The organism is Micromonospora musae, assembly GCF_003626545.1.
Lineage (GTDB): Bacteria > Actinomycetota > Actinomycetes > Mycobacteriales > Micromonosporaceae > Micromonospora > Micromonospora musae.
In genome coordinates this window covers 46,005-67,965 of record NZ_RAZS01000018.1, presented here as the reverse complement: position 1 = coordinate 67,965, position 21,961 = coordinate 46,005, and the positions used below count along the sequence as shown (strand labels likewise).

General features: G+C 73.9%; 15 protein-coding genes, 1 pseudogene and 1 riboswitch. Of the genes and pseudogenes, 5 read left to right on the top strand and 11 right to left on the bottom strand.

What is annotated here, in order from left to right; all coding sequences use genetic code 11:
- Position 1 precedes the first annotated feature (1 nt).
- From D7147_RS31620 to D7147_RS32550, 3 genes are all read left to right on the top strand, one after another.
- Positions 2-955: an LLM class F420-dependent oxidoreductase gene (locus tag D7147_RS31620; protein ID WP_120684328.1), complete on the top strand. Its 954-nt coding sequence runs from the start codon at positions 2-4 to the stop codon at positions 953-955.
- Positions 952-1,251, top strand: coding sequence for a cupin domain-containing protein (locus D7147_RS31615; RefSeq protein WP_120684326.1), 300 nt, complete (start codon positions 952-954; stop codon positions 1,249-1,251). Before D7147_RS31620 ends, D7147_RS31615 begins: the two co-directional genes overlap by 4 nt.
- Positions 1,252-1,328: 77 nt before the next feature.
- Positions 1,329-4,307, top strand: coding sequence for a hypothetical protein (locus tag D7147_RS32550; protein ID WP_158609412.1), 2,979 nt, complete (start codon positions 1,329-1,331; stop codon positions 4,305-4,307).
- A gap of 241 nt (positions 4,308-4,548) precedes the next feature.
- Here the strand turns inward: D7147_RS32550 and thiC are convergent, their stop codons facing one another.
- The 7 genes and pseudogenes from thiC to thiE form a co-directional block, all read right to left on the bottom strand.
- On the bottom strand, positions 4,549-6,141 hold the full coding sequence (gene thiC / locus D7147_RS31605) for a phosphomethylpyrimidine synthase ThiC (protein ID WP_120684324.1): 1,593 nt from the start codon (positions 6,139-6,141) through the stop codon (positions 4,549-4,551).
- Between the two features lie 17 nt (positions 6,142-6,158).
- A complete protein-coding gene (gene thiD / locus D7147_RS31600; RefSeq protein WP_120684323.1) occupies positions 6,159-6,944 on the bottom strand; it encodes a bifunctional hydroxymethylpyrimidine kinase/phosphomethylpyrimidine kinase in 786 nt (261 codons plus the stop codon).
- 203 nt (positions 6,945-7,147) lie between these two features.
- Positions 7,148-7,747, bottom strand: a pseudogene (locus D7147_RS31595) (thiamine phosphate synthase); the annotation flags it as partial.
- A 59-nt stretch (positions 7,748-7,806) separates the two neighbouring features.
- A complete protein-coding gene (locus tag D7147_RS31590; protein ID WP_120684319.1) occupies positions 7,807-8,586 on the bottom strand; it encodes a thiazole synthase in 780 nt (259 codons plus the stop codon).
- Positions 8,583-8,783 carry a sulfur carrier protein ThiS gene (gene thiS, locus D7147_RS31585; protein WP_120684317.1) on the bottom strand — a complete coding sequence of 67 codons (201 nt, stop codon included), beginning with the start codon at positions 8,781-8,783 and terminating at the stop codon, positions 8,583-8,585. The genes D7147_RS31590 and thiS overlap by 4 nt, the downstream gene beginning before the upstream one ends.
- Positions 8,774-10,033 carry a glycine oxidase ThiO gene (gene thiO, locus D7147_RS31580; protein ID WP_233563609.1) on the bottom strand — a complete coding sequence of 420 codons (1,260 nt, stop codon included), beginning with the start codon at positions 10,031-10,033 and terminating at the stop codon, positions 8,774-8,776. The genes thiS and thiO overlap by 10 nt, the downstream gene beginning before the upstream one ends.
- Positions 10,030-10,656, bottom strand: a complete 627-nt coding sequence (gene thiE / locus D7147_RS31575; protein WP_120684313.1) for a thiamine phosphate synthase — start codon at positions 10,654-10,656, stop codon at positions 10,030-10,032. Before thiE ends, thiO begins: the two co-directional genes overlap by 4 nt.
- A riboswitch (TPP riboswitch) is annotated at positions 10,651-10,759 on the bottom strand. (Overlaps the previous gene by 6 nt.)
- Positions 10,760-11,054: 295 nt before the next feature.
- Here thiE and D7147_RS31570 point away from each other — a divergent pair.
- The gene (locus D7147_RS31570; protein ID WP_120684311.1) at positions 11,055-16,910 is read left to right on the top strand and encodes a ThuA domain-containing protein; all 5,856 of its coding nucleotides are present in this window, start codon (positions 11,055-11,057) and stop codon (positions 16,908-16,910) included.
- 70 nt (positions 16,911-16,980) lie between these two features.
- Entirely contained in the window at positions 16,981-17,520 is a 540-nt protein-coding gene (locus D7147_RS31565; protein ID WP_120684309.1) for a hypothetical protein, read from the top strand.
- Between the two features lie 205 nt (positions 17,521-17,725).
- On the opposite strand, the gene D7147_RS31560 is transcribed toward D7147_RS31565, so the two are convergent.
- The 4 genes from D7147_RS31560 to D7147_RS31545 form a co-directional block, all read right to left on the bottom strand.
- Positions 17,726-18,670: an aldo/keto reductase gene (locus D7147_RS31560; protein ID WP_120684307.1), complete on the bottom strand. Its 945-nt coding sequence runs from the start codon at positions 18,668-18,670 to the stop codon at positions 17,726-17,728.
- A 69-nt stretch (positions 18,671-18,739) separates the two neighbouring features.
- Complete coding sequence (locus D7147_RS31555) at positions 18,740-19,537, bottom strand: nucleotidyltransferase domain-containing protein (RefSeq protein WP_120684305.1); 798 nt, start codon at positions 19,535-19,537, stop codon at positions 18,740-18,742.
- Positions 19,534-21,213, bottom strand: a complete 1,680-nt coding sequence (locus D7147_RS31550; RefSeq protein ID WP_120684303.1) for an ABC-F family ATP-binding cassette domain-containing protein — start codon at positions 21,211-21,213, stop codon at positions 19,534-19,536. Before D7147_RS31550 ends, D7147_RS31555 begins: the two co-directional genes overlap by 4 nt.
- A gap of 41 nt (positions 21,214-21,254) precedes the next feature.
- The gene (locus D7147_RS31545; protein ID WP_120684301.1) at positions 21,255-21,860 is read right to left on the bottom strand and encodes a class I SAM-dependent methyltransferase; all 606 of its coding nucleotides are present in this window, start codon (positions 21,858-21,860) and stop codon (positions 21,255-21,257) included.
- Positions 21,861-21,961: the final 101 nt, after the last annotated feature.

Here is a 21,961-nt window from a genome sequence, read left to right as displayed (position 1 = left end):
CATGCGGGTGACCGTCTTCATCGAGCCGCACCGCGGCGCCAGCTACGACGACCAGCTCCGCTTCGCCCAGGCCGTCGAGGCCTGCGGCTTCGAGGGCCTGCTCCGCGCCGACCACTACCGGTCCATGGGGGCGGACCCGGGCCTGCCCGGCCCGACCGACGCCTGGCTGACCCTGGCCGCCCTCGCCCGGGAGACCAGCCGGATCCGGCTCGGCACCCTGGTGACCTCGGCGACGTTCCGGCTCCCCGGACCGCTCGCGGTGATGGTGGCCCAGGTGGACCAGATGAGCGGCGGCCGGGTCGAGCTGGGCATCGGCGCCGGCTGGTACGAGCGCGAGCACACCGCGTACGGCATCCCGTTCCCGCCCGTCGGCGAGCGCTTCGACCGGCTGGCCGAGCAGCTCGAGGTGATCACCGGCCTCTGGCGCACCCCGCTCGGCGACTCGTACAGCTTCACCGGCGACCACTACCAGCTGGTGGAGGCCCCGGCCCTGCCCAAGCCGGTGCAGGTGCCCGGACCCCCCGTCATCCTGGGCGGGCGCGGCCCGAAGCGGACCCCGGAGCTGGCCGCCCGCTACGGCGACGAGTTCAACATGCCGTTCAAGTCCGTCGAGGAGACCGCCGCGGCGTACGACCGGGTACGCGAGGCCAGCGACCGGGTCGGCCGGGCGGAGTCCGGACGGGCCCCCCTGGTGCTCTCCGCCGGCATCGTGGTGGCGGTCGGCCGCACCGACGCGGAGGCCGAACGGCGGGCCGCGCCGCTGCACGTGGCGAGCGCGCTGCCGCCGGAGGACCCGGTGGTCGGCTCCCCCGCCCGGCTGGTCGACCGGATCGGTGAGTTCGCCGCCATCGGGGCCACCCGGGTGCACCTGCGGCTGATCGAACTCGACGACCTCGACCACCTGGAACTGATCGCGAGCGACGTGCTCCCACAGCTGGACGGAACGGACGGATGAGCGACGGCATCGAACTGGGCCCCGTGGGCCAGGAGATCGTGTACGAGAACGACCGGGTCCGGGTCTGGCACATCCGGCTCGAACCGGGTGAGTCGCAGCCCCTGCACCGGCACGACCACCCGTACCTGGTGGTGGCGATCCAGGGTGCGAAGAACGTGGTGCAGACGATCGACGGCACCCGGATCGACGCGGACGAGCCGACCGGCGGGATCGTCTACCGGGACCCGGGCGCGGTGCACATGCTCACCAACGTCGGGAACACGACTTATCTGGCCCGCCTGGTCGAACTCAAGTAGACACGCCGGTCGCCCGCCACCGCGTGGCGCGGCGCGCCGGTGGCGAACCGGCGCACCAGGTGCGTAACGTGCCGGACATGGCCTTTCGGACCTGGGGCAAACTGCTGCTCACGGCGCTCGGGGTGAGCGTCATGGCCGGGGCGGGCCAGCTGGGCCTCGCGTACGGCCTCGGCATCGTCCGGCTCACCGGCGCCTTCAGCGGCGCGACCGTCAACCAGTGGCCGGCCCAGCTCGTCTGGGTCGGCTGGTTCGCCGCGAACGCCACGGTGGCCGGCGCGGTGCTCACCGAGCGTCTCGCCCGCCGCGCCCCGGGGCCGAGCAGCACCGGCCGGGTGCTGGCCGTCGGCGCCGCCGCGGCTCTGGGCGCGTTCACCGTCGCGCCACTGTGCATGCAGCCCGCCCGGATGGTGGAGATCGGCTCCGTCGACCCGGTCCTCGCGGTCGGCATCTGCGCGATCCTCGGAGCGGTGGTCGGCGCCGGTGCGGCGATCGCCGTACTGCTGAACCCGCCGTTGGGGTGGAACGTGGCGGCGATCGCCGGCGCGGTCTGGCTGCTCGCGCTCGCCTCCACCTTGCCGTCACTGGGTGCCACCGGCCCGCTGCGCACCGTACGACTCGGCGTCCTCGAACCGGACGGGCTGGACGTGGACGCGGCCCAGCGGCTGTCGCTGTTCCTGCTGCCGACCGTGGCGCTGCTCGCCGGGGCGGCGACCGCGGCGCTGGCCCGCTGGCGGGGCGCGGCCCCGCTGGTGAGCGGTGCGACCGGGGTGGCCGGCCCGGTGCTGGTGGCCTTCGCCTACCTCACCGCCGGCCCGGGCGACACGATCGACCGCTACCAGGGCACGCCCTACTACGGCGCGCTGGTCTCGATCGGCGCCGGTGTCCTGGGCTCGGCCGCCGCCGCCCTGCTGCGCTGGCCGGTGGGTACCCGCACCACCGGTGCGCACGCGCTCCCGCCGAAGGGCGGCCCGCGCCGTCTGCCGACCGGCCGGACGCCGAGCGCCGGTCTCACGCCGCCCGCCCCCGGTACGTCCGACGCGCCGGCCGCCGGTCCGGCCGAGACCCGGCTGACGGTCTCGTCGACGCTCGGCGGGCCGGCGGAGCCGAACGACCCGGGCGAGGCGCCCGCCGCCACCCGCCCCACCGTCACCGAACCGACCGTCGCCCAGCCCGCCGCCACCCGGCCCGCAGTCGCCGAGCCGACCGTCGTCCAACCCACCGCCGCCGAGCCCGCCGTCGCGGTGCCGGTGGCCGCCATCGCCGAACCCCGCCCGGACGGCGGCACGGCCGCGGGCGAGGAGTCCCCGGTGGTGGGGCCGCAGCGCGGTGGCCAAGAGCTGGCCCTCGACGCCGACCGGACGCTCCCGGCCGAGCCGGACGCCGCGGCACCGCCCGCTGCCGGTGCCGCGGGTGCTGCGGGTGCTGCCGGTGCTACGACGACCCCGGCACCGGCACCGGCACCGGCTACGGCTACGGCTACGGCTACGGCTACGGACGAGTCGATGCCCGAGGCCGAGGCCACCGCCAGCGCTGAGGTCGTGCCCTCGACCGGAGCGGAGCCCGCCGAGCAGCCGGTCGAGGGCACACCCACTGAGGCACAGCCCGCCGAGGGACCGGCCACCGAACCACAGCCCGTCGAAGCGCGGGCCGCCGACTCGCAGCCCATCGACGAGCCGTCGGCCGAAGCGCAGGCCGCCGACGAGTCGTCCGCCGCCAAGTCCGTGGCTGCCGCCGCGAAGCGGCCATCCCGGCGTTCTGCCGGCAGGTCCACCGAGCCGCAGCCCGTCGGCCAACCGGCCGCCGGGCCGGCGTCACCGTCCGCCGACCCGGCGTCAGCCGGAACGGAGTCCGTCGAGACGGCGGGGTCAGTCGGTCGACAGGCGAGATCCGAATCCGCCGAGGCGGTCCGAGCGCCGAAGCCTCGACGGACCCGCAAGGGCGGGTCGACCCCGCCCAGCGCGGCGACCGACCGAGGTGATGACTCGGCTACGCAGGCCACGGAGGAGGGTGCCGCCGCGGCCACGGATCAGGGCGGGGCCGCCGCGGCCCCGGAGCCGTCCGAGCGGATCGCGGCCCCCGCCGAGCAGGACGTCGCCGCGCAGCTCTCCGCCCCGAAGCCCGCCACCGACGCGACAGGTGCGGCCCGCATGACCGAGGTCGGCCGCGCCGCCGCCGCAGCCGGCGAGGTGAAGTCGGACGCGACCAGCCGGCTGCGCCACGACGAGCCGACGACCACCCCGAACCCGTCCGACCTGGTCAGCGGGGTCGTCGACGGCGACCCGACGACCGGTGGGGAGCCGGCGACGGCGGGCTCCGCCCGGCCGGGCGGCGGCGACCTCGCCCCGACGCCGACCGCCCAGCTCGCCGAGCAGCCCGGAACTCCGGCCACGCCGATCGACGCCGGCCCGCCGGCGCCGCGCGGCGACCACTCGCAAGGCGCAGCGGTCCCGCCGGTCGGTCGCCGGTCCCCCGACTCAGCGGACGCGGCGAGCGATCCGGCCCCGGCAACTGGTCCGGCGGCCGAGCGACAGGACCCGCCCAGCAGGTGGCCGCTCTGGCCGACGCGACGGCACGCCCTGACCGACGCCGTCGAGCCTGCTCGCCCGCAGCTGCCGGAGCAGACCTCCGACTTCGCGCCCCGGGCACGACACCGGGCCCCGCTGCCCGACCTCAACCGGGCGGCGAGCTGGGAGGGCCTGGCCGACGCCGACAGTGCCGGTCCGGTCTCGACCGACGCGCCGGAGCCGGCCGAGGCCGCGGACCCGGAGCCGTCCGGCGACGACGCCCCAGCCGCCACCTCGACCGGGGACGAGGCCGTGGAGAGGCCCCGCACTCCCGAACAGGCCACGGGCCGCACTCGGGGCAGGCTCGGGCTGTTCCGGCGTACCCGCCCCCAGCCGGAGCCGGAGAGCGCGGCGGAGGAGCCGGTGCCGGCACAAGACGAGGAGTACGTGGACTGGGTGGCCGGACTGAGCCGGCCCCTGCACGACAACGAGCCGGAGCAGGAGAGCGGGCGCCGCTCGCTGCGTTCGTCCGGCCGTCACCACCGCAGCTGAGCCCGCCGTCCGGTGCGGTGGTCGCCGGGACGACAACCACACCCGAGGTGGGCGCGACCGGACGGGACCGGCGCGCCCGAGCGGCTTGGAGATTGTCGGGAAACCCCGGGGCGAGCGAGGCGGAGTCCAGGCGGCGATCCGGCAAGGCGGAGATTCGTCCGGATACAACACCGATATCCGGACGAATCTCCAACGCCGCCGCTCGTCGGCTGGGCCCGCCGCAGGGTTTCCCGACAGTCTCTTAGGCGAGCGGCAGGTAGACCTGCCCGCCCGAGGAGACGAACTCCTCGGACTTGTCCTTCATGCCGCGGGCGGCGTACTCCTTGAGGTCCTGGGTGATCTTCATCGAGCAGAACTTCGGGCCGCACATCGAGCAGAAGTGGGCCGTCTTCGCCGGCTCGGCCGGCAACGTCGCGTCGTGGTACGACCGCGCGGTCTCCGGGTCCAGCGCCAGGTTGAACTGGTCCTCCCAGCGGAACTCGAACCGCGCCTTGGAGAGCGCGTCGTCCCACGCCTGGGCGCCCGGGTGCCCCTTGGCCAGGTCGGCCGCGTGCGCCGCGATCTTGTACGCGATGACGCCGGCCTTCACGTCGTCCCGGTCCGGCAGCCCCAGGTGCTCCTTCGGCGTGACGTAGCAGAGCATCGCGGTGCCGAACATGCCGATCATCGCGGCGCCGATCGCCGAGGTGATGTGGTCGTACGCGGGTGCGATGTCGGTGGTCAGCGGCCCGAGCGTGTAGAACGGGGCCTCGTGGCACCACTCCTGCTGGAGGTCCACGTTCTCCTTGATCTTGTGCATGGGTACGTGACCCGGGCCCTCGATCATCACCTGGACGTCGTACCGCCAGGCGACCTGCGTCAGCTCACCGAGCGTCTTCAGCTCGGCGAACTGCGCCTCGTCGTTCGCGTCCGCGATCGAGCCGGGACGCAGACCGTCCCCGAGCGAGAAGGTCACGTCGTAGCGGGCGAGGATCTCGCAGAGCTCCTCGAAGTTCGTGTAGAGGAAGTTCTCCTCGTGGTGCGCCAGGCACCAGGCCGCCATGATCGAGCCGCCGCGCGACACGATGCCGGTCACCCGGTCGACGGCGAGCGGCACGTACGGCAGCAGCACCCCGGCGTGCACGGTCATGTAGTCCACGCCCTGCTCGGCCTGCTCGATGACGGTCTCCCGGAACACCTCCCAGCTGAGCTTCACCGGGTCGCCGCCGACCTTCTCCAGCGCCTGGTAGATCGGCACCGTGCCGATCGGCACCGGCGAGTTGCGCACGATCGCCTCGCGGGTCTCGTGGATCCGCTTGCCGGTGGAGAGGTCCATCACCGTGTCCGCACCCCACCGGGTGGCCCAGGTCAGCTTCTCCACCTCCTCGGCGACCGACGAGCTGACGGCCGAGGTGCCGATGTTCGCGTTCACCTTGACCAGGAACGCCTTGCCGATGATCGCCGGCTCGCACTCCGGGTGGTTCACGTTGAGCGGCAGCACGGCACGGCCGGCCGCGATCTCGTCCCGGACGAGCTCCGGCGCCACGCCCTCCCGAATCGCCACGAACTCCATCTCGGGCGTCACGACGCCCGCCCGGGCGTACGCGAGCTGGGTCGGACGACGGCCGTCCGTACCGGCGAGCGGCGTGCCGGCTCCCCGTACCGGGGCGACGTCTCCCCGCTCGGCGATCCACGGACCGCGCAGCGGCGCGAGCCCGACCTCGGGGTCGGATCCCGGCCCGGAGGTGTCGTAGAGACGCACCGGCGGGTTCTCCCCGGTCAGCGTCACCTCGGCGAACGGCACCCGGACATCCGGCCGGGTCCCTTCCACGTAGACCTTGCGTCGTGCCTGCATGACAGCCTCCCTGGTGTTCAAGCGGACCATCCGAAGTGGTCCAGCGGGCCACGTCCCGCGCCCAGCTCCCAGTGCCGCGCGCCGGTCAGCGCGCGGTTCACGTACTCCTTGGCGACGGCGACCGCCACCGGCACCGGGTCCCCCAGCGCGAGGCGGACGGCGATCGCGGCCGAGAACGAACAGCCGGTGCCGTGCGTGTGCCGGGTCTCCACGCGCGGCCCGCGCAGCAGGGTGGTGACCCCGCCGCCGTGCAGCACGTCGACTGCCTCCGCGCCGTCGAGGTCGCCGCCGGTGACCACCACGTGCGCCGGGCCGCCGGAGGCCAGCGCCTTCGCGGCGGCCACCATCTCGTCGACGGTGGTCACCGGGTGTCCGGTGATGGCTGCGGCCTCCGCGCAGTTCGGCGTCGCAACCTCGGCGTACGGCAGCAGCCGCTCGACCGCCGCGACCACGCCGAGCGAGTGCCCGCTGGTGGCGACGAGTACCGGATCGACGACGAGGTGCGGCAACCGACCGGCCCGGGCGGCCGTGGCCACCGCGTCGGCGACGGCGGGCGTGCCGAGCATGCCGGTCTTCGCCGCGCCCACGGTGAAGTCGGTCAGCACGCTCTCGATCTGGTCGGTGACGGTGGCCGGCGGGAGGGGCAGGACGGCGTCGACGCCCCGCGTGTTCTGCGCAGTCACGGCGGTGAGGACGCTCGTGCCGTACGCGCCGAGCGCCGCGAAGACCTTGAGGTCGGCCTGGATGCCCGCGCCCCCGCCGGAGTCGGAGCCGGCGATGGTGAGGACTGTTCTCGGCGTCACTGCGCTTCTCCGGTGGTTGCGGTTGAGGGCTGCGGCCGACCGTGCCCACTCCGGGCGGTCAGGCTTGATCCCTGCGTGGGCACGGTCGGCCGCAGCCCCGTCGTGGGAACCGCCGCCGGGACGCGCCGGCCGGTTGACATCGGGCTGACCGCCACGGCGGAGAGGCTGGTCGACGGGGTGACCGATTCCTGTCGGGTCGCCTTGTCGGCGGCCTCGGTCAGCGTGGCGGCTGCCTCGTGGGGGTCGTCGGCGCGCATGATCGCGCCGAGCACCGCGACGCCGGTAGCACCCGCCCGGAGACCGGCGCTGACCTGCTCGGGGGTCTCGATGCCGCCCAGGGCGAGGGCCGGGACGGGGCTTCGTTCGACGAGCGCGGCGAGCCCGTCCGGCAGCAGGGGCGGGCCGTAGCCGGGCTTGGTCCGGGTCGGATAGACGGGTGAGAGGGTCACGTAGTCCTCGGTGCTGATCCGGGCCAGCTCGACGGTGTCGTGGCAGGAGCGGCCGACCAGCCCGAGCCGGGGCGGCGGGTACGGGCCGGCGGCGGGCAGGTGCACGGCGTCGCCGTCGAGCGGGTCGGGTCCGGCGACGATCAGCGTGCCGCCGGCCTCGCTGAGGATCGCCCGCAGCTCGACCGCGAGCGCGGCGCGCTCGGCGCGGGGCAGGTCCTTCTCCCGAAGCACCACCCAGCGCACTCCCCCGGCGACCGCCGCCGCGACCACCTCGCCGAGCGGTCGGCGCGCCACCCTCCGATCGGTGAGCAGCACGACTCCGGCGGGGAGCTCCGCGGAGGTCTTGGAACGCAACGGCCCCGGGAGGGGCCGTTTCCGTCCAAGATCTACCTGCGGCGCGAGGCGCGGGTCGGTCACAGCTCCGGCCGTCCCTCGTCCGGGGTGGAGGCGAGGGCGTGGTGCCGGCGCGGGATCCGGCCGGCGCCCGCGGCCAACCGGCCGGCCTCCACCGCGTGCCGCATGGCGGTGGCCATCGCCACCGGGTCGGCGGCCCGGGTGACGGCGCTGGCCAGCATCACCGCGTCGCAGCCGAGCTCCATGGCCAGCGCCGCCTCGGAGGCGGTGCCGATGCCGGCGTCCAGGATCACCGGCACCTCCACGGTCTGCCGGATCAGCCGGATGTGGTGCGGGTTGCTGATGCCCAGCCCGGACCCGATCGGTGCGCCCGCCGGCATCACGCCGGCGCAGCCGACGTCGGCGAGCCGCCGGGCGAGCACCGGATCGTCACTCGTGTACGGCAGCACGGTGAACCCGTCGGCGACCAGCTCCTCGGCGGCGCGCAGCAGCTCCACCCCGTCCGGGAGCAGCGTGCGCTCGTCGCCGATCACCTCCAACTTGATCCAGTCGGTGTCGAACGCCTCCCGGGCCAGCCGGGCCACCTTGACCGCCTCGACCGCCGTGTAGCAGCCCGCCGTGTTCGGCAGCAGCCGTACGCCGCACCGGTCCAGCAGATCCAGCAGCCCGCCGCCCATGCCGGGGGCGGTGTCCACCCGCCGCAGGGCGAGGGTGACCAGCTCGGTGCCGGACGCGCGGATCGCCTCCTCCAGCACGCGCAGGTTCGCCGCGCCCCCGGTGCCGAGGATGAGTCGCGAGGTGAACTCGACCCCGCCGAGTCGGAACGTCATCGCGCTCACCCGCCCTGGGCGGCGCTGAGCACCTCGACCCGGTCACCGTCGCGCAGCGTGGTCGCCGGCCAGCCCGTACGGGGCACCACCTCGCCGTTGACCGCGACCGCCACTCCGCGCTGCTGCGGAGCGACCTCGCGGACCAGGTCGGCCACCGTCACACCGCCGGGCATCGTCCGCCCGGTCCCGTTCACCGTCAGTTCCACGGGTCCTCCTCACTAGTCCGGGCAGCTACGTCGTCGTCTCCGGCCGCCGATACGCCAGCGCCGCCGGCCGCCGGCACCGCGTCGGCCGCTGCAGCGCCCGTCGCCGGAGCGGTCGGGTCCGAACCGGCCGAGTCCGGAGCGGCTGGACCGGTGAACCGGTCCGGCCGGAAGGGGGCGAGCAGTGGATCGGGCCGGCCGGTGGTCACCAGGTCGGCGATCAGGTCGGCGGTCACCGGGGTGAGCACGATGCCGTGCCGGTGGTGCCCGGTGGCCGCCAGCACGCCGGGCCGACCCGGCAACGGGCCGAGGATCGGCGCGTTGTCCGGGGTGCCGGGGCGCAGCCCGGCGGCCGTCTCGACCAGGTCGTACTCCGCCAGCTCGGGCAGCACGTCCACGGCGGCGCGGAGCAGCCGCAGCACCGCCCCGGCGGAGACGTCGGTGTCCCGGCGCTCCTCGACGGTGGCGCCCACCACCACCTCGCCACCGGAGCGGGGCACCAGGTAGACCGACTCGCCGTCGGCGTACCCCCGGATCACGTGCCGGAAGCCCGGCGTCGCGCCACCGGGCGCGCGGAGCCGGAGCACCTGCCCCTTGACCGGCCGGACCGGCAAGCCGGTGAGGGCGGCGGCGCCGCAGCCGGCCGCGACCACCGTCACCGGGGCGTCCAGGTCGGCGAGCGTGCGGACCGGCCCGGGGACCAGCACCGCGCCGGCCCGTTCGGCGGCGATGCGCAGCGCGGGCAGCAGCAGCCGCGGGTCGACCTGGTGGTCGGTCCCGGCGAACGCGCCGCCGCGCACCCGCGGGGCGAGCGCCGGCTCGCGGTCCCGCAGCTCGGAGGGGCGCAGCGGGGTCACCGGCAGGCCGATCTCCTGCTGGTACGCCCAGAGTCGCCGCGCCTCGGCGAGGTCGTCGGCGGTCAGCCCGACCAGCAGGGTCCCCTCGGTGCGGTAGCCGAGTTCGACGCCGCTCGCCTCGGTCAGCTCGGCCGCGAACGCCGGCCAGCGGGCGGCCGACTCGACCAGCAGCCCGGTCAGTTCCCGTTCGCCGAAGTACGCCTCGGAGACCGGGGCGAGCATGCCGGCGGCGACCGCCGAGGCCCCCGAGCCCGGAGCGGGATCGTGCACGGTCACGCGCAGCCCGCGGGCGGCGCAGCGCCAGGCGACGGCGAGGCCGATCGGCCCTGCCCCCACCACCGCCACGTCCGCCCGGGCCACGTCGCCGGCTTGGGTCGACGTGGACCGGGCGCTCAGCACGTCAGTGCCGCGATCAACTCGGTCGTGGCGTGGGCCGGATCGGCCGCCCCGGAGAGCGCACCGACCACCGCCACTCCGTACGCCCCGGCGGCCCGGAGCGCCGGCACGTCGCTCGCGGTCACTCCGCCGATGGCGATCACGGGAACGGCGACCGCTCCGGCCACCGCCCGTACGCCGGTCACGCCGATCGGGGCGGGCAGGCCCTCCTTCGTGGCGGTGGGATGGCAGGGGCCGACCCCGAGGTAGCTGGCGCCGGCGGCGACGGCCTCGGTGGCGGTGCCCGGTTCACGGGCGGTCGCGCCGAGCACGGCGGTCGGGCCGAGCACGCGTCGGGCCGCCTCGACCGGGAGGTCGTCCGCGCCGATGTGCCCACCGGCGGCGCCGACTGCCAGCGCCACGTGCAGCCGGTCGTTGACCAGGCAGGTCGCCCCGTACGGCGCGCAGAGCGCGGCGACCCGGCGGGCCAGGTCGTACGCCTCGCGGTCGGTGGCGGAGTCCTCGACCCGGACCTGCACGACGAGTTCCGTGCGGGCGGCGCTGAGGGCAGCCCGGACCACGGCGAGCGGATCGCGCCCGGGTCGGGTGTCGGTGATGAGATGGAGTCGTCCCAGGGACGGCACGGCAACACTCCTCCCTGCGCCGGCATTACCCGGATCAGGTTCGACGGTCGGGGGCTGACAGCCCCCCTCTCAGCCCGGTCCACCGGGCTCCCGTGGGTCACTTGCTCGGTCACCGTACGACAGACCCGGCGACCCTGCCAAGGGTGAGCGCGGCAACAGTGGCGGCGATCCTCCGCCGGGCGCTTCATGCGGTCCTGTTCGGAATGTCGCCCGCTGTTGCGAAACCGTTACCGTTTGGCATCTTGCCGGATACGCATCCACCGGAATTAATTTGTTCAGCGATTCGACAAAAATATCGGTGCGGACGCCATGGCCCGGCGCCCGCACCGACCCACCCGGGACGGTCTTCGGCGAGCCGGCCCCCGCGATCCCCTGTCCACCGCGACATAGGAGGCGGCGTGTCCCGCACTCGTCGTGCCCGCTCACCCATCACCGCGATCCTGCTCTCAATTGCGCTCACCTCGACAGCCCTGCTCGGCACGTCGGCCGCGCAGGCGGCACCGACCGCCGGCCCGACCGCGGCGCGAGCCGCTCAGGCCGCCCCGCCGGCCGCCACGCCGGTGACCCAGGCGCTCCCCGAGGCGGCTCCCGCCGCCGCCGAGGCCTTCTCCGTGCTGATCTTCTCGAAGACGGCCGGCTTCCGGCACGATTCGATCCCCACCGGCATCGCCGCCATCCAGCAGCTCGGCGCGGAGCACGGCTTCACCGTCGACACCACCGAGGACGGCGGCGCGTTCACCGACGCCAACCTCGCGAAGTACCAGGCAGTCATCTGGCTCTCCACCACCGGCGACGTCCTCGACGCCGACCAGCAGGCGGCCTTCGAGCGGTACGTGCAGGCCGGCGGCGGCTACGTCGGCATCCACGCCGCGTCCGACACCGAGTACAGCTGGAGCTGGTACGGCGAGTTGGTCGGGGCGTACTTCGCCAGCCACCCGGCCAACCAGCAGGCCACGGTGAAGGTCGAGGACCACGCCCACCCGGCCACGGCCGACCTGCCGGCGCGCTGGTCCCGGTTCGACGAGTGGTACAACTACCAGTCGAACCCCCGCCCCGACGTGCACGTGCTGGCGAGCCTCGACGAGACCAGCTACTCCCCGGGCGCGGGCGCGATGGGTGCCGACCACCCGATCGCCTGGTGTCAGGACTTCGACGGCGGCCGCTCGTGGTACACGGGTGGCGGCCACACCCGCGAGTCGTACGCGGAGCCGGAGTTCCTCGCCCACCTGCTCGGCGGCATCCGGACCGCGGCGGGCGTCGAGAGCGCCGACTGCGGCGCCTCGCTGACCTCCAGCTTCGAGAAGGTCACGCTGGACAGCAACACCAGCAACCCGATGGAGCTGGACGTCGCCCCGGACGGCCGGGTCTTCTACGTCGAGCGCGACGGCCGGGTGCAGATCGTCAAGCCGGACACCGGCAACACGGTCACCGCCGTCGACCTGGACGTCTTCACCGGCAACGAGGACGGGCTGATCGGCATCCGCCTCGACCCGGACTTCGCCACCAACAACTGGGTGTACCTCTACTACGCCCCGAACGACGGGGTGGCGCGCAACCTGCTGTCCCGGTTCACGGTGACCGGCGACACCATCGACCTGGCCAGCGAGAAGCAGGTGCTCCGGGTCGACACGCAGCGCAACACCTGCTGCCACGCCGGCGGGAGCATGGCCTTCGACGGGGCCGGCAACCTGTACCTGGCCACCGGTGACAACACCAACCCGTTCGAGTCCGACGCGTTCAACCCGATCGACGAGCGGCCGGGTCGCCAGGACTACGACGCGCAGCGCACCTCGGGCAACACCAACGACCTGCGCGGCAAGGTGCTGCGGATCCACCCGGAGGACGACGGGACGTACACCGTCCCGAGCGGCAACCTGTTCGCGCCGGGCACCGAGCGGACCCGTCCGGAGATCTTCGCGATGGGCTTCCGCAACCCGTTCCGGATCGGCGTCGACCCGGGCACCGACACCCTGTACGTCGGCGACTACGGGCCGGACGCCGGTTCCGCCAACCCGAACCGCGGCCCGGAGGGCACGGTCGAGTGGAACATCGTCGGCACCGCGGGCAACTACGGATGGCCGTACTGCACCGGGGCGAACTACGCCTACAACGACTACCAGTTCCCCGCCGGCCCGAGCGGGCCGAAGTTCGACTGCGCGGCGCCGGTGAACAACTCGCCGAACAACACCGGCCTCACCAACCTGCCGCCGGCCGTCCCGGCCACCGTCGACTACGACTACAGCGGCAACCCGCTCTTCCCCGAGATCGGAGGCGGCGGCGCGCCGATGGGCGGCCCGGTCTACCGGTACGACGCCGAGCTGAGCTCGGACCGGAAGTGGCCGGCGTACTACGACGGCAAGGCGCTCTTCGGCGAGTGGAACCAGTCGAAGATGTACACGATGCAGGTGACCGCCGACGGCAAGTCGCTGGTGGACATCAACCAGCTGCTCACCGGCATGAGCCTGATCCGGCCGATGGACTTCGAGTTCGGCCCGGACGGCGCGCTCTACCTCATCGAGTGGGGCAGCGGCTTCGGCGGCAACAACGACAACTCCGGCGTCTACCGGATCGACTACGTCGCCGGTGACCGGGCCCCGATCGCGGTGGCGAGCGGCGAGCCGACCTCCGGGCCGGCGCCGCTGACCGTCGCCTTCTCCAGCGCCGGTTCCCGCGACCCCGACGGCGGCACGCTCAGCTACGCGTGGGCCTTCGGCGACGGGCAGACCAGCACCGAGGCGAACCCGACGCACACGTACGCCGAGGCCGGGTCGTACACGGCGCAGCTCACGGTCACCAACCCGAAGGGGCGTACCGCGGTGGCCAACGTGCCGGTCACCGTGGGCAACACCGCCCCGACCGTGAAGATCGAGTTCCCGCCGGACGGGGGCTTCTTCGACTGGGGTGACCAGGTCCGCTACACGGTGCAGGTGACCGACCCGGAGGACGGCGAGATCGAGTGCGACCGGGTCCAGCTCCAGGTGCTGCTCGGCCACGACGAGCACGCCCACCCGCTGGAGCAGCACACCGGCTGCACCGGGCTGGTCCAGACGTCGCTGGCCTCCGGGCACGGCGCGGAGGCGAACGTCTTCGCCGTCTTCGAGGCGACCTACACCGACCTCGGTGGCGGCTCGGGCGCCGGCCCGCTCACCGGCCGGGCCATCGAGCAGCTCCAGCCGAAGCGGAAGCAGGCCGAGTACTTCACCGCCACCGGCCGGGCGCCGGGCAGCACCGGCGGCGGGGACCCGGGCGTGCAGCGCGAGACCACCAGCGACACCGCCGGTGGTGGCCAGAACATCGGGTTCATCGAGGACGGCGACTGGTGGTCGGTCTCCCCGGCAAACCTGACCAACATCACGTCGATCCGGTTCCGGGTCGCCTCGGACGTCAACGGCGGGCGGATCGACGTCCGCTCCGGCGCGGTCGACGGGCCGCTGGTGGCGCAGGCCACCGTGCCCGGCACCGGCGACTGGCAGACGTACACGGACGTGACCGCGCCGGTGACCGGCCCGGGCACGGGCACGCTCTTCTTCGTCGCCAAGGATCCGTCCGGCGGCGCCGGCTCGCTGATGAACGTCAACTGGATGGACTTCATCGGTCGCGGGGTCACCGAGAACGGGCCACCGGTGGTCACCGCCACCGCCACCCCGACCACCGGCACCGCCCCGCTCGCCGTCGCCTTCGACGGCACGGCCACCGACGCCGAGGGGGACACGCCGCTGACGTACGCCTGGGACTTCGGTGACGGCGGTACGGCGGACACCCTGGACGCGAGCCACACCTACACGGCCGCGGGCGCCTTCACCGCGACCCTCACGGTGACCGACAGCAGGGGCGCCAAGGCGTACGCGACCGTGCCGGTGCGGGTCGAGGCGCCGAACACGTCCTGCTTCGGGGCGCGCTCGGACGACTTCACCGGCGCCGCCCTCGACAAGGCGCGCTGGAGCGTGGTCCGGGAGAACCAGCTCTACTCGGTCTCCAACGGCGCGCTGCGGCTGCCCACCGCGGTGGGTGACCTCTACGGGGCACGCAACGACGCGACGAACCTGGTGCTCCAGCCGGCGCCGTCCGGTCCGTGGCAGGCGACCACCCGGTTCACCCTGCCGGTGACGACCAACTGGCAGCAGGCCGGCCTGCTGGTCTACGGCGACGACGACAACTACGCCAAGCTGGACCTGCTCTACTCGGGCAGCCGGCGGGTGGAGTTCATCCGGGAGACCGCCGGCGCACCGCGCAACGAGGCGGCCGACAGCGTCGCCGCCCCGGCCGGCGACACGCTCTACCTGCGGCTCAACAGCGACGGGACGAACCTGACCGCAGCCGTCTCGGCCGACGGACAGACCTTCACCCCGGTCGGCCGGTCCGCCGCGCTCGCCGGCATCACCAACCCTCGGATCGGCCTGTTCGCCCTCAACGGCGGCACGGACGCTCCGGTGGTGGAGGCGGCGTTCGACTGGTTCCAGGTCTCGCCGGACGAGCCGGCCGGCCCGGTCGACCCGTCGGACGAGTTCACCGGTGACACGCTGGACAAGTGCCGGTGGGACGCGATCCTGCGGGAGGACGCGACGGGCTACCGGGTCACCGGTGGCGCGCTGCGGGTCGACGTGCCCAACGGTGACATCTACGGCACCGGCAACACCGGGCCGGCGAACTTCATCCTGCAGACCGCGCCGGCCGGCGACTGGACCCTGGAGACGAAGGTCGACGGCAGCCAGCTGAACGAGCAGTACCAGCAGGCCGGACTGATGGTGCACGTCGACGACGACAACTACCTGAAGTTCGACTACATCGCGGACAACCAGCCCGGCCAGCCGGTGACGCGGCGGATCGAGTTCCGCAGCGAGATCGGCGGGACGGTGCAGAACCCGCAGCCCGAGGCGGCGAACCTGACCGGATCGGTGTGGCACCTGCGGCTGGCCCGCAGCGGTGACACCTTCACCGCGTCGTACTCGGCCGACGGGGCGACCTGGACGGCGTTGACCGCGTTGACCAACAGCGCGGTCGGGGCCACCCCGAAGGTGGGTCTCTTCACCCTCGGGGCCAACCAGACCGCCTCGAAGACCGCCGTGTTCGACTACTTCCGCCTCACCACCGAGGTCGCGGACGAGACGGCTCCGGTGACGGCGGCGACCGTCACGGGCACCCCCGTCGAGGGGTGGCACACCGGGCCGGTGACGGTCACCCTGGCCGCCACCGACGAGAGCGGCGGCAGCGGGCTGGCCGGCACCGAGTACCAGCTGGACGGGGCGCAGTCCTGGACGGCGTACACCGGGCCGGTCCCGGTGAGCGGGGACGGCGAGCACGAACTGCGGTTCCGCTCGACCGACAAGGCGGGCAACGTGGAGGCGACGAAGACCGCCGCCGTGAAGATCGACGCCACGGCGCCGGTGACCTCGGCGACGTTCGCCCCGGCGAACGACGAGGGTTGGCACGACGGGACCATTCCGGTGGTGCTGACCTCGACCGACGCCGGATCCGGTGTGAAGACTGTCGAGTGGTCGCTCGACGGTGGCGCGTGGACGCCGTACTCGGAGCCGATCGAGGTGACCGGGGACGGCGAACACGAGCTGCTCTTCCGGTCGGCCGACAGCGCCGGCAACGCGGAGACGCTCAAGTCGGCGGTGCTGCGCATCGACGGCACCAAGCCGACGCTGCTGGTCTCCGGGCTCGCCGACGGTCAGCTCTACGGCGACAGCCAGGACGTCCGGGTGTCCTGGCAGGCGGTCGACCCGACCTCGGGCATCGCGAGCGTGGCCGGCGAGCTGGACGGCCGGCCGTACGCGAGCGGTACGTTGCAGGCCATGTACGAGCTCCCGCTCGGCCTGCACGAGCTGACCGTCACCGCGACCGACAAGGCGGGGAACGAGACCACTTCGGAGGTCCGGTTCTTCGTCACCACCTCGTTCCGGGACATGCAGAACCTGCTGGACCGGTTCAAGGCGACCAGTCGGCTCTCGGCGAAGGCGCACAAGCAGCTGACGGAGAAGCTCGACGCCGCCCGCAAGGCCGAGGCGGCCGGCAACGACAACAAGGCGATCAAGCAGCTGACCGCCTTCCGCGGGCTCGCCGCCGACGCCACGCTGGTGGCCGAGGCGGAGATCCGGGACGTGCTGGTCCGGGACGCCGACGCCATGATCGTCCGGCTCGGCGGCGCGGCCAGCAAGGCCGGGGTGAAGGCCAACGACGGCGATCCGGTCGCCGGCGCGGGCCGGCTGGGTGGCGACGCCACCCGGCTCGCCCCGGGCCGCCGGCTCTGATCCGACGAGGCCCCTCCCCGGCGCAGCGGCGTCGGGGAGGGGCCTCCCTCATCGGTTGTGAGGAGAGTCCGTGCCGAATCTCCGCAAGGTGTTCGTCGCCCTGTTCATCGGCGTGGCGCTGACCCTGCTCTCCGCCACTCCGGCCGCCGCGCACGGCAAGCTCAAGCTGACGGTGGCCGGCGACGGGGCGGGCGGGGTGACCGTGCAGGCCGTCCATACCGACGGGCACCGGCTGGAGAAGCCGGTGCTGTTGACCCTCACCGGCACCGGTCCGGACGGGCAGCGGGTCGGCCCGGTGCAGCTCGCGCCGGCGCCGGAGGGGCAGGGCTTCTACAGCAGCGGTCCGCTGCTCTCCCCCGGTCGCTGGCGGGTGACGGTCGCCGCCCCGGCCCCGGACGAGAGCGAGGTCAGCGCCGAGGTGCAGGCCCGGCCCGCCCAGTCGCCCGCTCCGGCGGTGCCGGCCGCGGCGACCGCACCCGCGGCCGACGCCTCGGCCACGGCGGGGGCGGGCGGTGCCTGGTGGTGGCCGGTCGGGTTGGCCGTCCTGGTGATCGCCGCCCTGGCGGTGGCGGTGCCGATGCTGCTCACCCGCCGCCGCTCGGACGAGTGAGCCGCACGGCGCGAGGTCGCCGGGACGGCTTCGGCGACAGTCGCCAACCCCGGTCAGCCTGATACCTCAGCGGCATCAATATGCCGCTGAGGTATCAGGCCTTTCCGGATCTTCGAGGCCGAAGTTTTGCCGCCGATACCAACTCACGGTCGAGCCACACCCGGGCGCCTCGGCCCGAGCCGGCCGCCGGCGGCAGCGGCGGTGATCACAGGATCTCGCGCAGGGCTTCCAGGTCCTCGTCGGTCGGCTGCCAGGAACCGGCCGCGGCGTTGGCGCGCACCTGCTCGGGCGTGGTCGCCCCGGCGATCACCGAGGTCACCGCCGGCTGGGCGGCCAGCCCGCCGATGGCCACCTGGAGCATGCTGAGGCCCCGCTCGTCCGCGTACCGGCCGATCGCCTCGATGAGGTCCCAGTTCGCCGCGGCGAACCGGGCGGCGTACCGGCCACCGCCGGAGAGCCGGCTGCCCGCGGGGGGCGCCTCGCCCCGCCGGTACTTGCCGGTGAGCAGGCCGTTGGCGAGCGGGAAGAACGGCAGCAGCCCCAGCCCGAAGCGCTCGCAGGCCGGGACCACCTCGGTCTCGACCGACCGCTCCACCAGGCTGTAGTGGTTCTGCGCGCTGATGAAACGGGATCGGCCGTTGGAGGAGGCCACCCAGTCGGCGTCCGCGATCTGCCAGCCGGTGAAGTTCGAGTTGCCCAGGTAACGCACCTTCCCGGCGCGGACCAGGTCGTCCAGCGCGGCGAGGGTCTCGTCGATCGGGGTGCCCGGGTCCGGCTCGTGCATCTGGTACAGGTCGATGTAGTCGGTGTCGAGGCGGCGCAGCGACGCCTCGACGGCCCGGGCGATGTAGCGCCGGGCGCCGCGCGCGCCGTGGTCGGGGCCGTTCAGGCCGTTCATGTTCATGCCGAACTTGGTGGCCACCACCACGTCGTCCCGACGGCCCTTCAGGGCCTGCCCGAGCACCTCCTCGGAGCCGCCCTGCGGCTCGCCGTAGATGTCGGCGGTGTCGAAGAAGTTGATCCCGGCGTCCAGCGCGGCGTCCACCACGGCCCGCGTGCCGTCGAGGCCGATGTTGCGGCCGAAGTTGTTGCCGCCGATACCGACGACGGACACCACGAGCCCGGAGTCGCCCAGCCGGCGGTAGGTCATCTCAGTCACGAGATCGACTCTATGCCTGCCGTCCGGGGCGCGGCGGCGCCACCCGGGTTGTTCCCCGACTCAGCCGAGCACCTCGGCGCGGAGCCGCTCGGCGGCGGCCAGCGTCTCGGCCAGCTCCGCCGGGGAACGCCCGACCCCGGCGAGCAGCGCCTGCGCCCTGGCCGCGAAGTCCGGCGGCGCACCGGGCAGCCGCCCGGCCGAGGCGATGCTGCCCTTCTCGTTCACCAGCCACCGCCCGGCCCGGGCGTGCAGCACCTGCACGAGCACTCCGACCATGCGGAACAGGCAACCGGCCACGTAGCCGCTGTCGCCGGCCGGGACGACCTTCGCGGCGCCCGCGAGCAGGAACTCGGCCTCCCAACCGGCCCGCACCAGCGCCTCGGCCAACGCCGGCGGGTACGCCGCGGTCTCCTCCTTGAGCGCCGTCAGCTCGCCGGTCGGGTCCGCGAGCACCCGGCACAGCGCCACCTCGCCCGCGTACGCGTGGGAGTAGAAGCCGAGCGGATGCCCGGCCTGTACGCCCACCTCGTACCGGCCGGTCCGGCAGTCCGCCCAGATCCGGCGGACCCGGTCCAGGTCGCGGTAGATCCAGTCGACGGCCGACCCCTCCACTCGCAGCCAGCCGCCGCCGTCCACCCACGGCCCCCAACCACCCGGCGTCGTCAGCTCGACCGCCGCGTCGGCGATCGACGCGGCGACCGCCTCCAGCGCCGGTACGTCCAGCTCGCCCCGGTAGTAGAGGCCCAGGTCCCAGTCCGAGTCCGGCCGGTGCTCGCCACGGGCCCGGCTGCCGCCCAGCGCGACGGCCACCACGCCCCGGACGGCGCAGAGCCGACCGGCCAGTTCGACCACGTTCACGCCACGTCCCACACCGGCTCGGGTGTCTCCACCACCTCGCCGTCACCGCCGAACAGCACGAACCGGTCGAAGGTACGGGTGAACCAGCGGTCGTGCGTCACCGCGAGCACCGTTCCGTCGAACGCGTTCAAGCCGGCCTCCAGCGCCTCGGCGCTGGCCAGGTCGAGGTTGTCGGTCGGCTCGTCGAGCAGGAGCAGCGTCGCCCCGGACAGCTCCAGCAACAGCACGAGGAACCGCGCCTGTTGCCCGCCGGAGAGCGTGCCGAACCGCTGGTCGCCCTGCGCTGCCAGCTCGTACCGGGACAGCGACGCCATGGCCGCGTGCCGATCCATCCCGGCCCGGTGCTCGTCGCCCCGCCAGAGGATCTCGACGAGGGTCTTCGCCATCAGCTCCGGCCGGTCGTGCGTCTGCGAGAAGTGCCCGGGCCGGACGCGCGCGCCGAGCCGGGCCACCCCGTCGTGCGCCACCGGCGCGAGCGTGAGCCCGGCGTCCACCGGGCCGTTCGCCGGGTCCGGGTCGGTGCCGCCGCGGGCCAGCAACCGCAGGAAGTGCGACTTGCCGGTGCCGTTCGCGCCGAGCACCGCCACCCGGTCGCCGTACCAGATCTCCAGGTCGAACGGGTAGGTGAGGCCGTCGAGCTCCAGCTGCTCGCAGATGAGCGCGCGCTTGGCGGTGCGCCCGCCGGTCAGCCGCATCCGGATGTCCTGGTCCTTCGGCGGTACGGGCGGCGGGCCGGCCTCCTCGAACTTGCGCAGCCGGGTCTGCGCCGCCTGGTAGCGCGAGGCCAACCCGTCGTTGTACGCGGCCTTCTGCTTGTACATCAGCACCAGCTCGCGCAGCTTCTGGTGCTCCTCGTCCCAGCGTCGGCGCAGCTCGTCCAGGCGGGCGTGCCGGGCCACACGCGCCTCGTGCCAGCTCGCGAAGCCGCCCGGGTGCACCCAGGCGCCGCCGCCCTCCACGGCGACCACCCGGTCGGCCGTACGTGCCAGCAGTTCCCGGTCGTGCGAGACATAGAGCACCGACTTCGCCGACTCGCGCAGCCGTCCCTCCAGCCACCGCTTGCCCGGCACGTCGAGGAAGTTGTCCGGCTCGTCGAGGAGCAGCACCTCGTCCGGCCCGCGCAGGAGCAGCTCCAGCGCGAAGCGTTTCTGCTGTCCGCCGGAGAGGGTCCGGACCGGGCGTTCCCGGGACGCGTCCCAGGGCAGGTCGAGCACGATGGTGGCGACCGTGTCGAAGAGCACCTCGGCGTCGTATCCGCCGGCCTCGCCCCAGGCCGCGAGCGCGTCCGCGTACGCCAGCTGCGCCTTGCCCGCCGCGGTGCTGTACTTGCCGCGCACCTCGGCCTCCCGCATGGCCGCCTCGGTGTCGGCGAGCCGGCGGCCGGCCGCGCGCAGTGCGGGCGGGGCGAGGGAGAGCGCCAGGTCGGCGAGGGTCGACTCGTCCCCGATCATGCCGATGAACTGCCGCATGACGCCGAGCCCGCCGGTACGCGCGATGGCGCCGGTCGGCGTCGGCAGGTCGCCGGCGACCATCCGGAGCAGCGTCGTCTTGCCCGCACCGTTCGGCCCGACGAGCGCCACCTTCGCGCCCTCACCGACCCGGAAGGAGACGTCGGTGAAGAGTTCCCGGCCGTCGGGCAGGATGTGCCCGACCGCAGCCACGTCCACGTAACCCACGCCGGGATCCTGCCGTAACCCGCCGGGCGCGGTACATCCAATTATCGGCCGACGCGCAGGACGCGGAAGCCCTTCTGGCTGGCGTGCCGCTCGACCTGCCAGCCCTCGTCGACGAGCCAGCGGTGCAGCGAGTCGCCGCCGAGGTGGCGGGCGACGACCAGCCAGGCGACCCCGTCGGGGGCGAGCCGGGGCAGCCAGCGTCGCAGCAGCTCGTGCAGTTCGTCCTTGCCGATCCGGATCGGCGGGTTGGACCAGAGCTGGGTGAAGCGCAGGTCGGCCGGTACGTCGTCCGGGGCGCGCACCCGCACCCGGTCCGCCGCGCCGACCCGCTCGGCGTTCGCGGCGGTGAGTTCCCGCGCCCGCTCGTTGACGTCGACGGCCCACACGGTCGCCGCCGGCGCGTTGTCGGCCAGCACGCAGCTGATCGGCCCGAACCCGCAGCCCAGGTCGAGCAGGTCACCGGTGCTGTCGGCGGTGGGCAGCTCGGCCTTGCGCAGCAGTACGGCGGTGCCGGCGTCGAGCCGGTCGGCGGAGAAGACCCCGCCGGCCGACGCGAGCGTGAAGTCGCGGCCGGCCACGGTGAACTCGACCTCGCGAGGGCGCGCGGCGGTCGTGGGTTCCGCGGTGAAGTAGTGGTCGCCGGTCACGCCGGCAATTCTCGCACCGGCCCGGGGGCGGCTCCGCGACGGCCTCCGAGCGGGCAGGTCGGGCGGGGCGCGTTCGGCGTTACGAACGGTGCCGGTTCGGC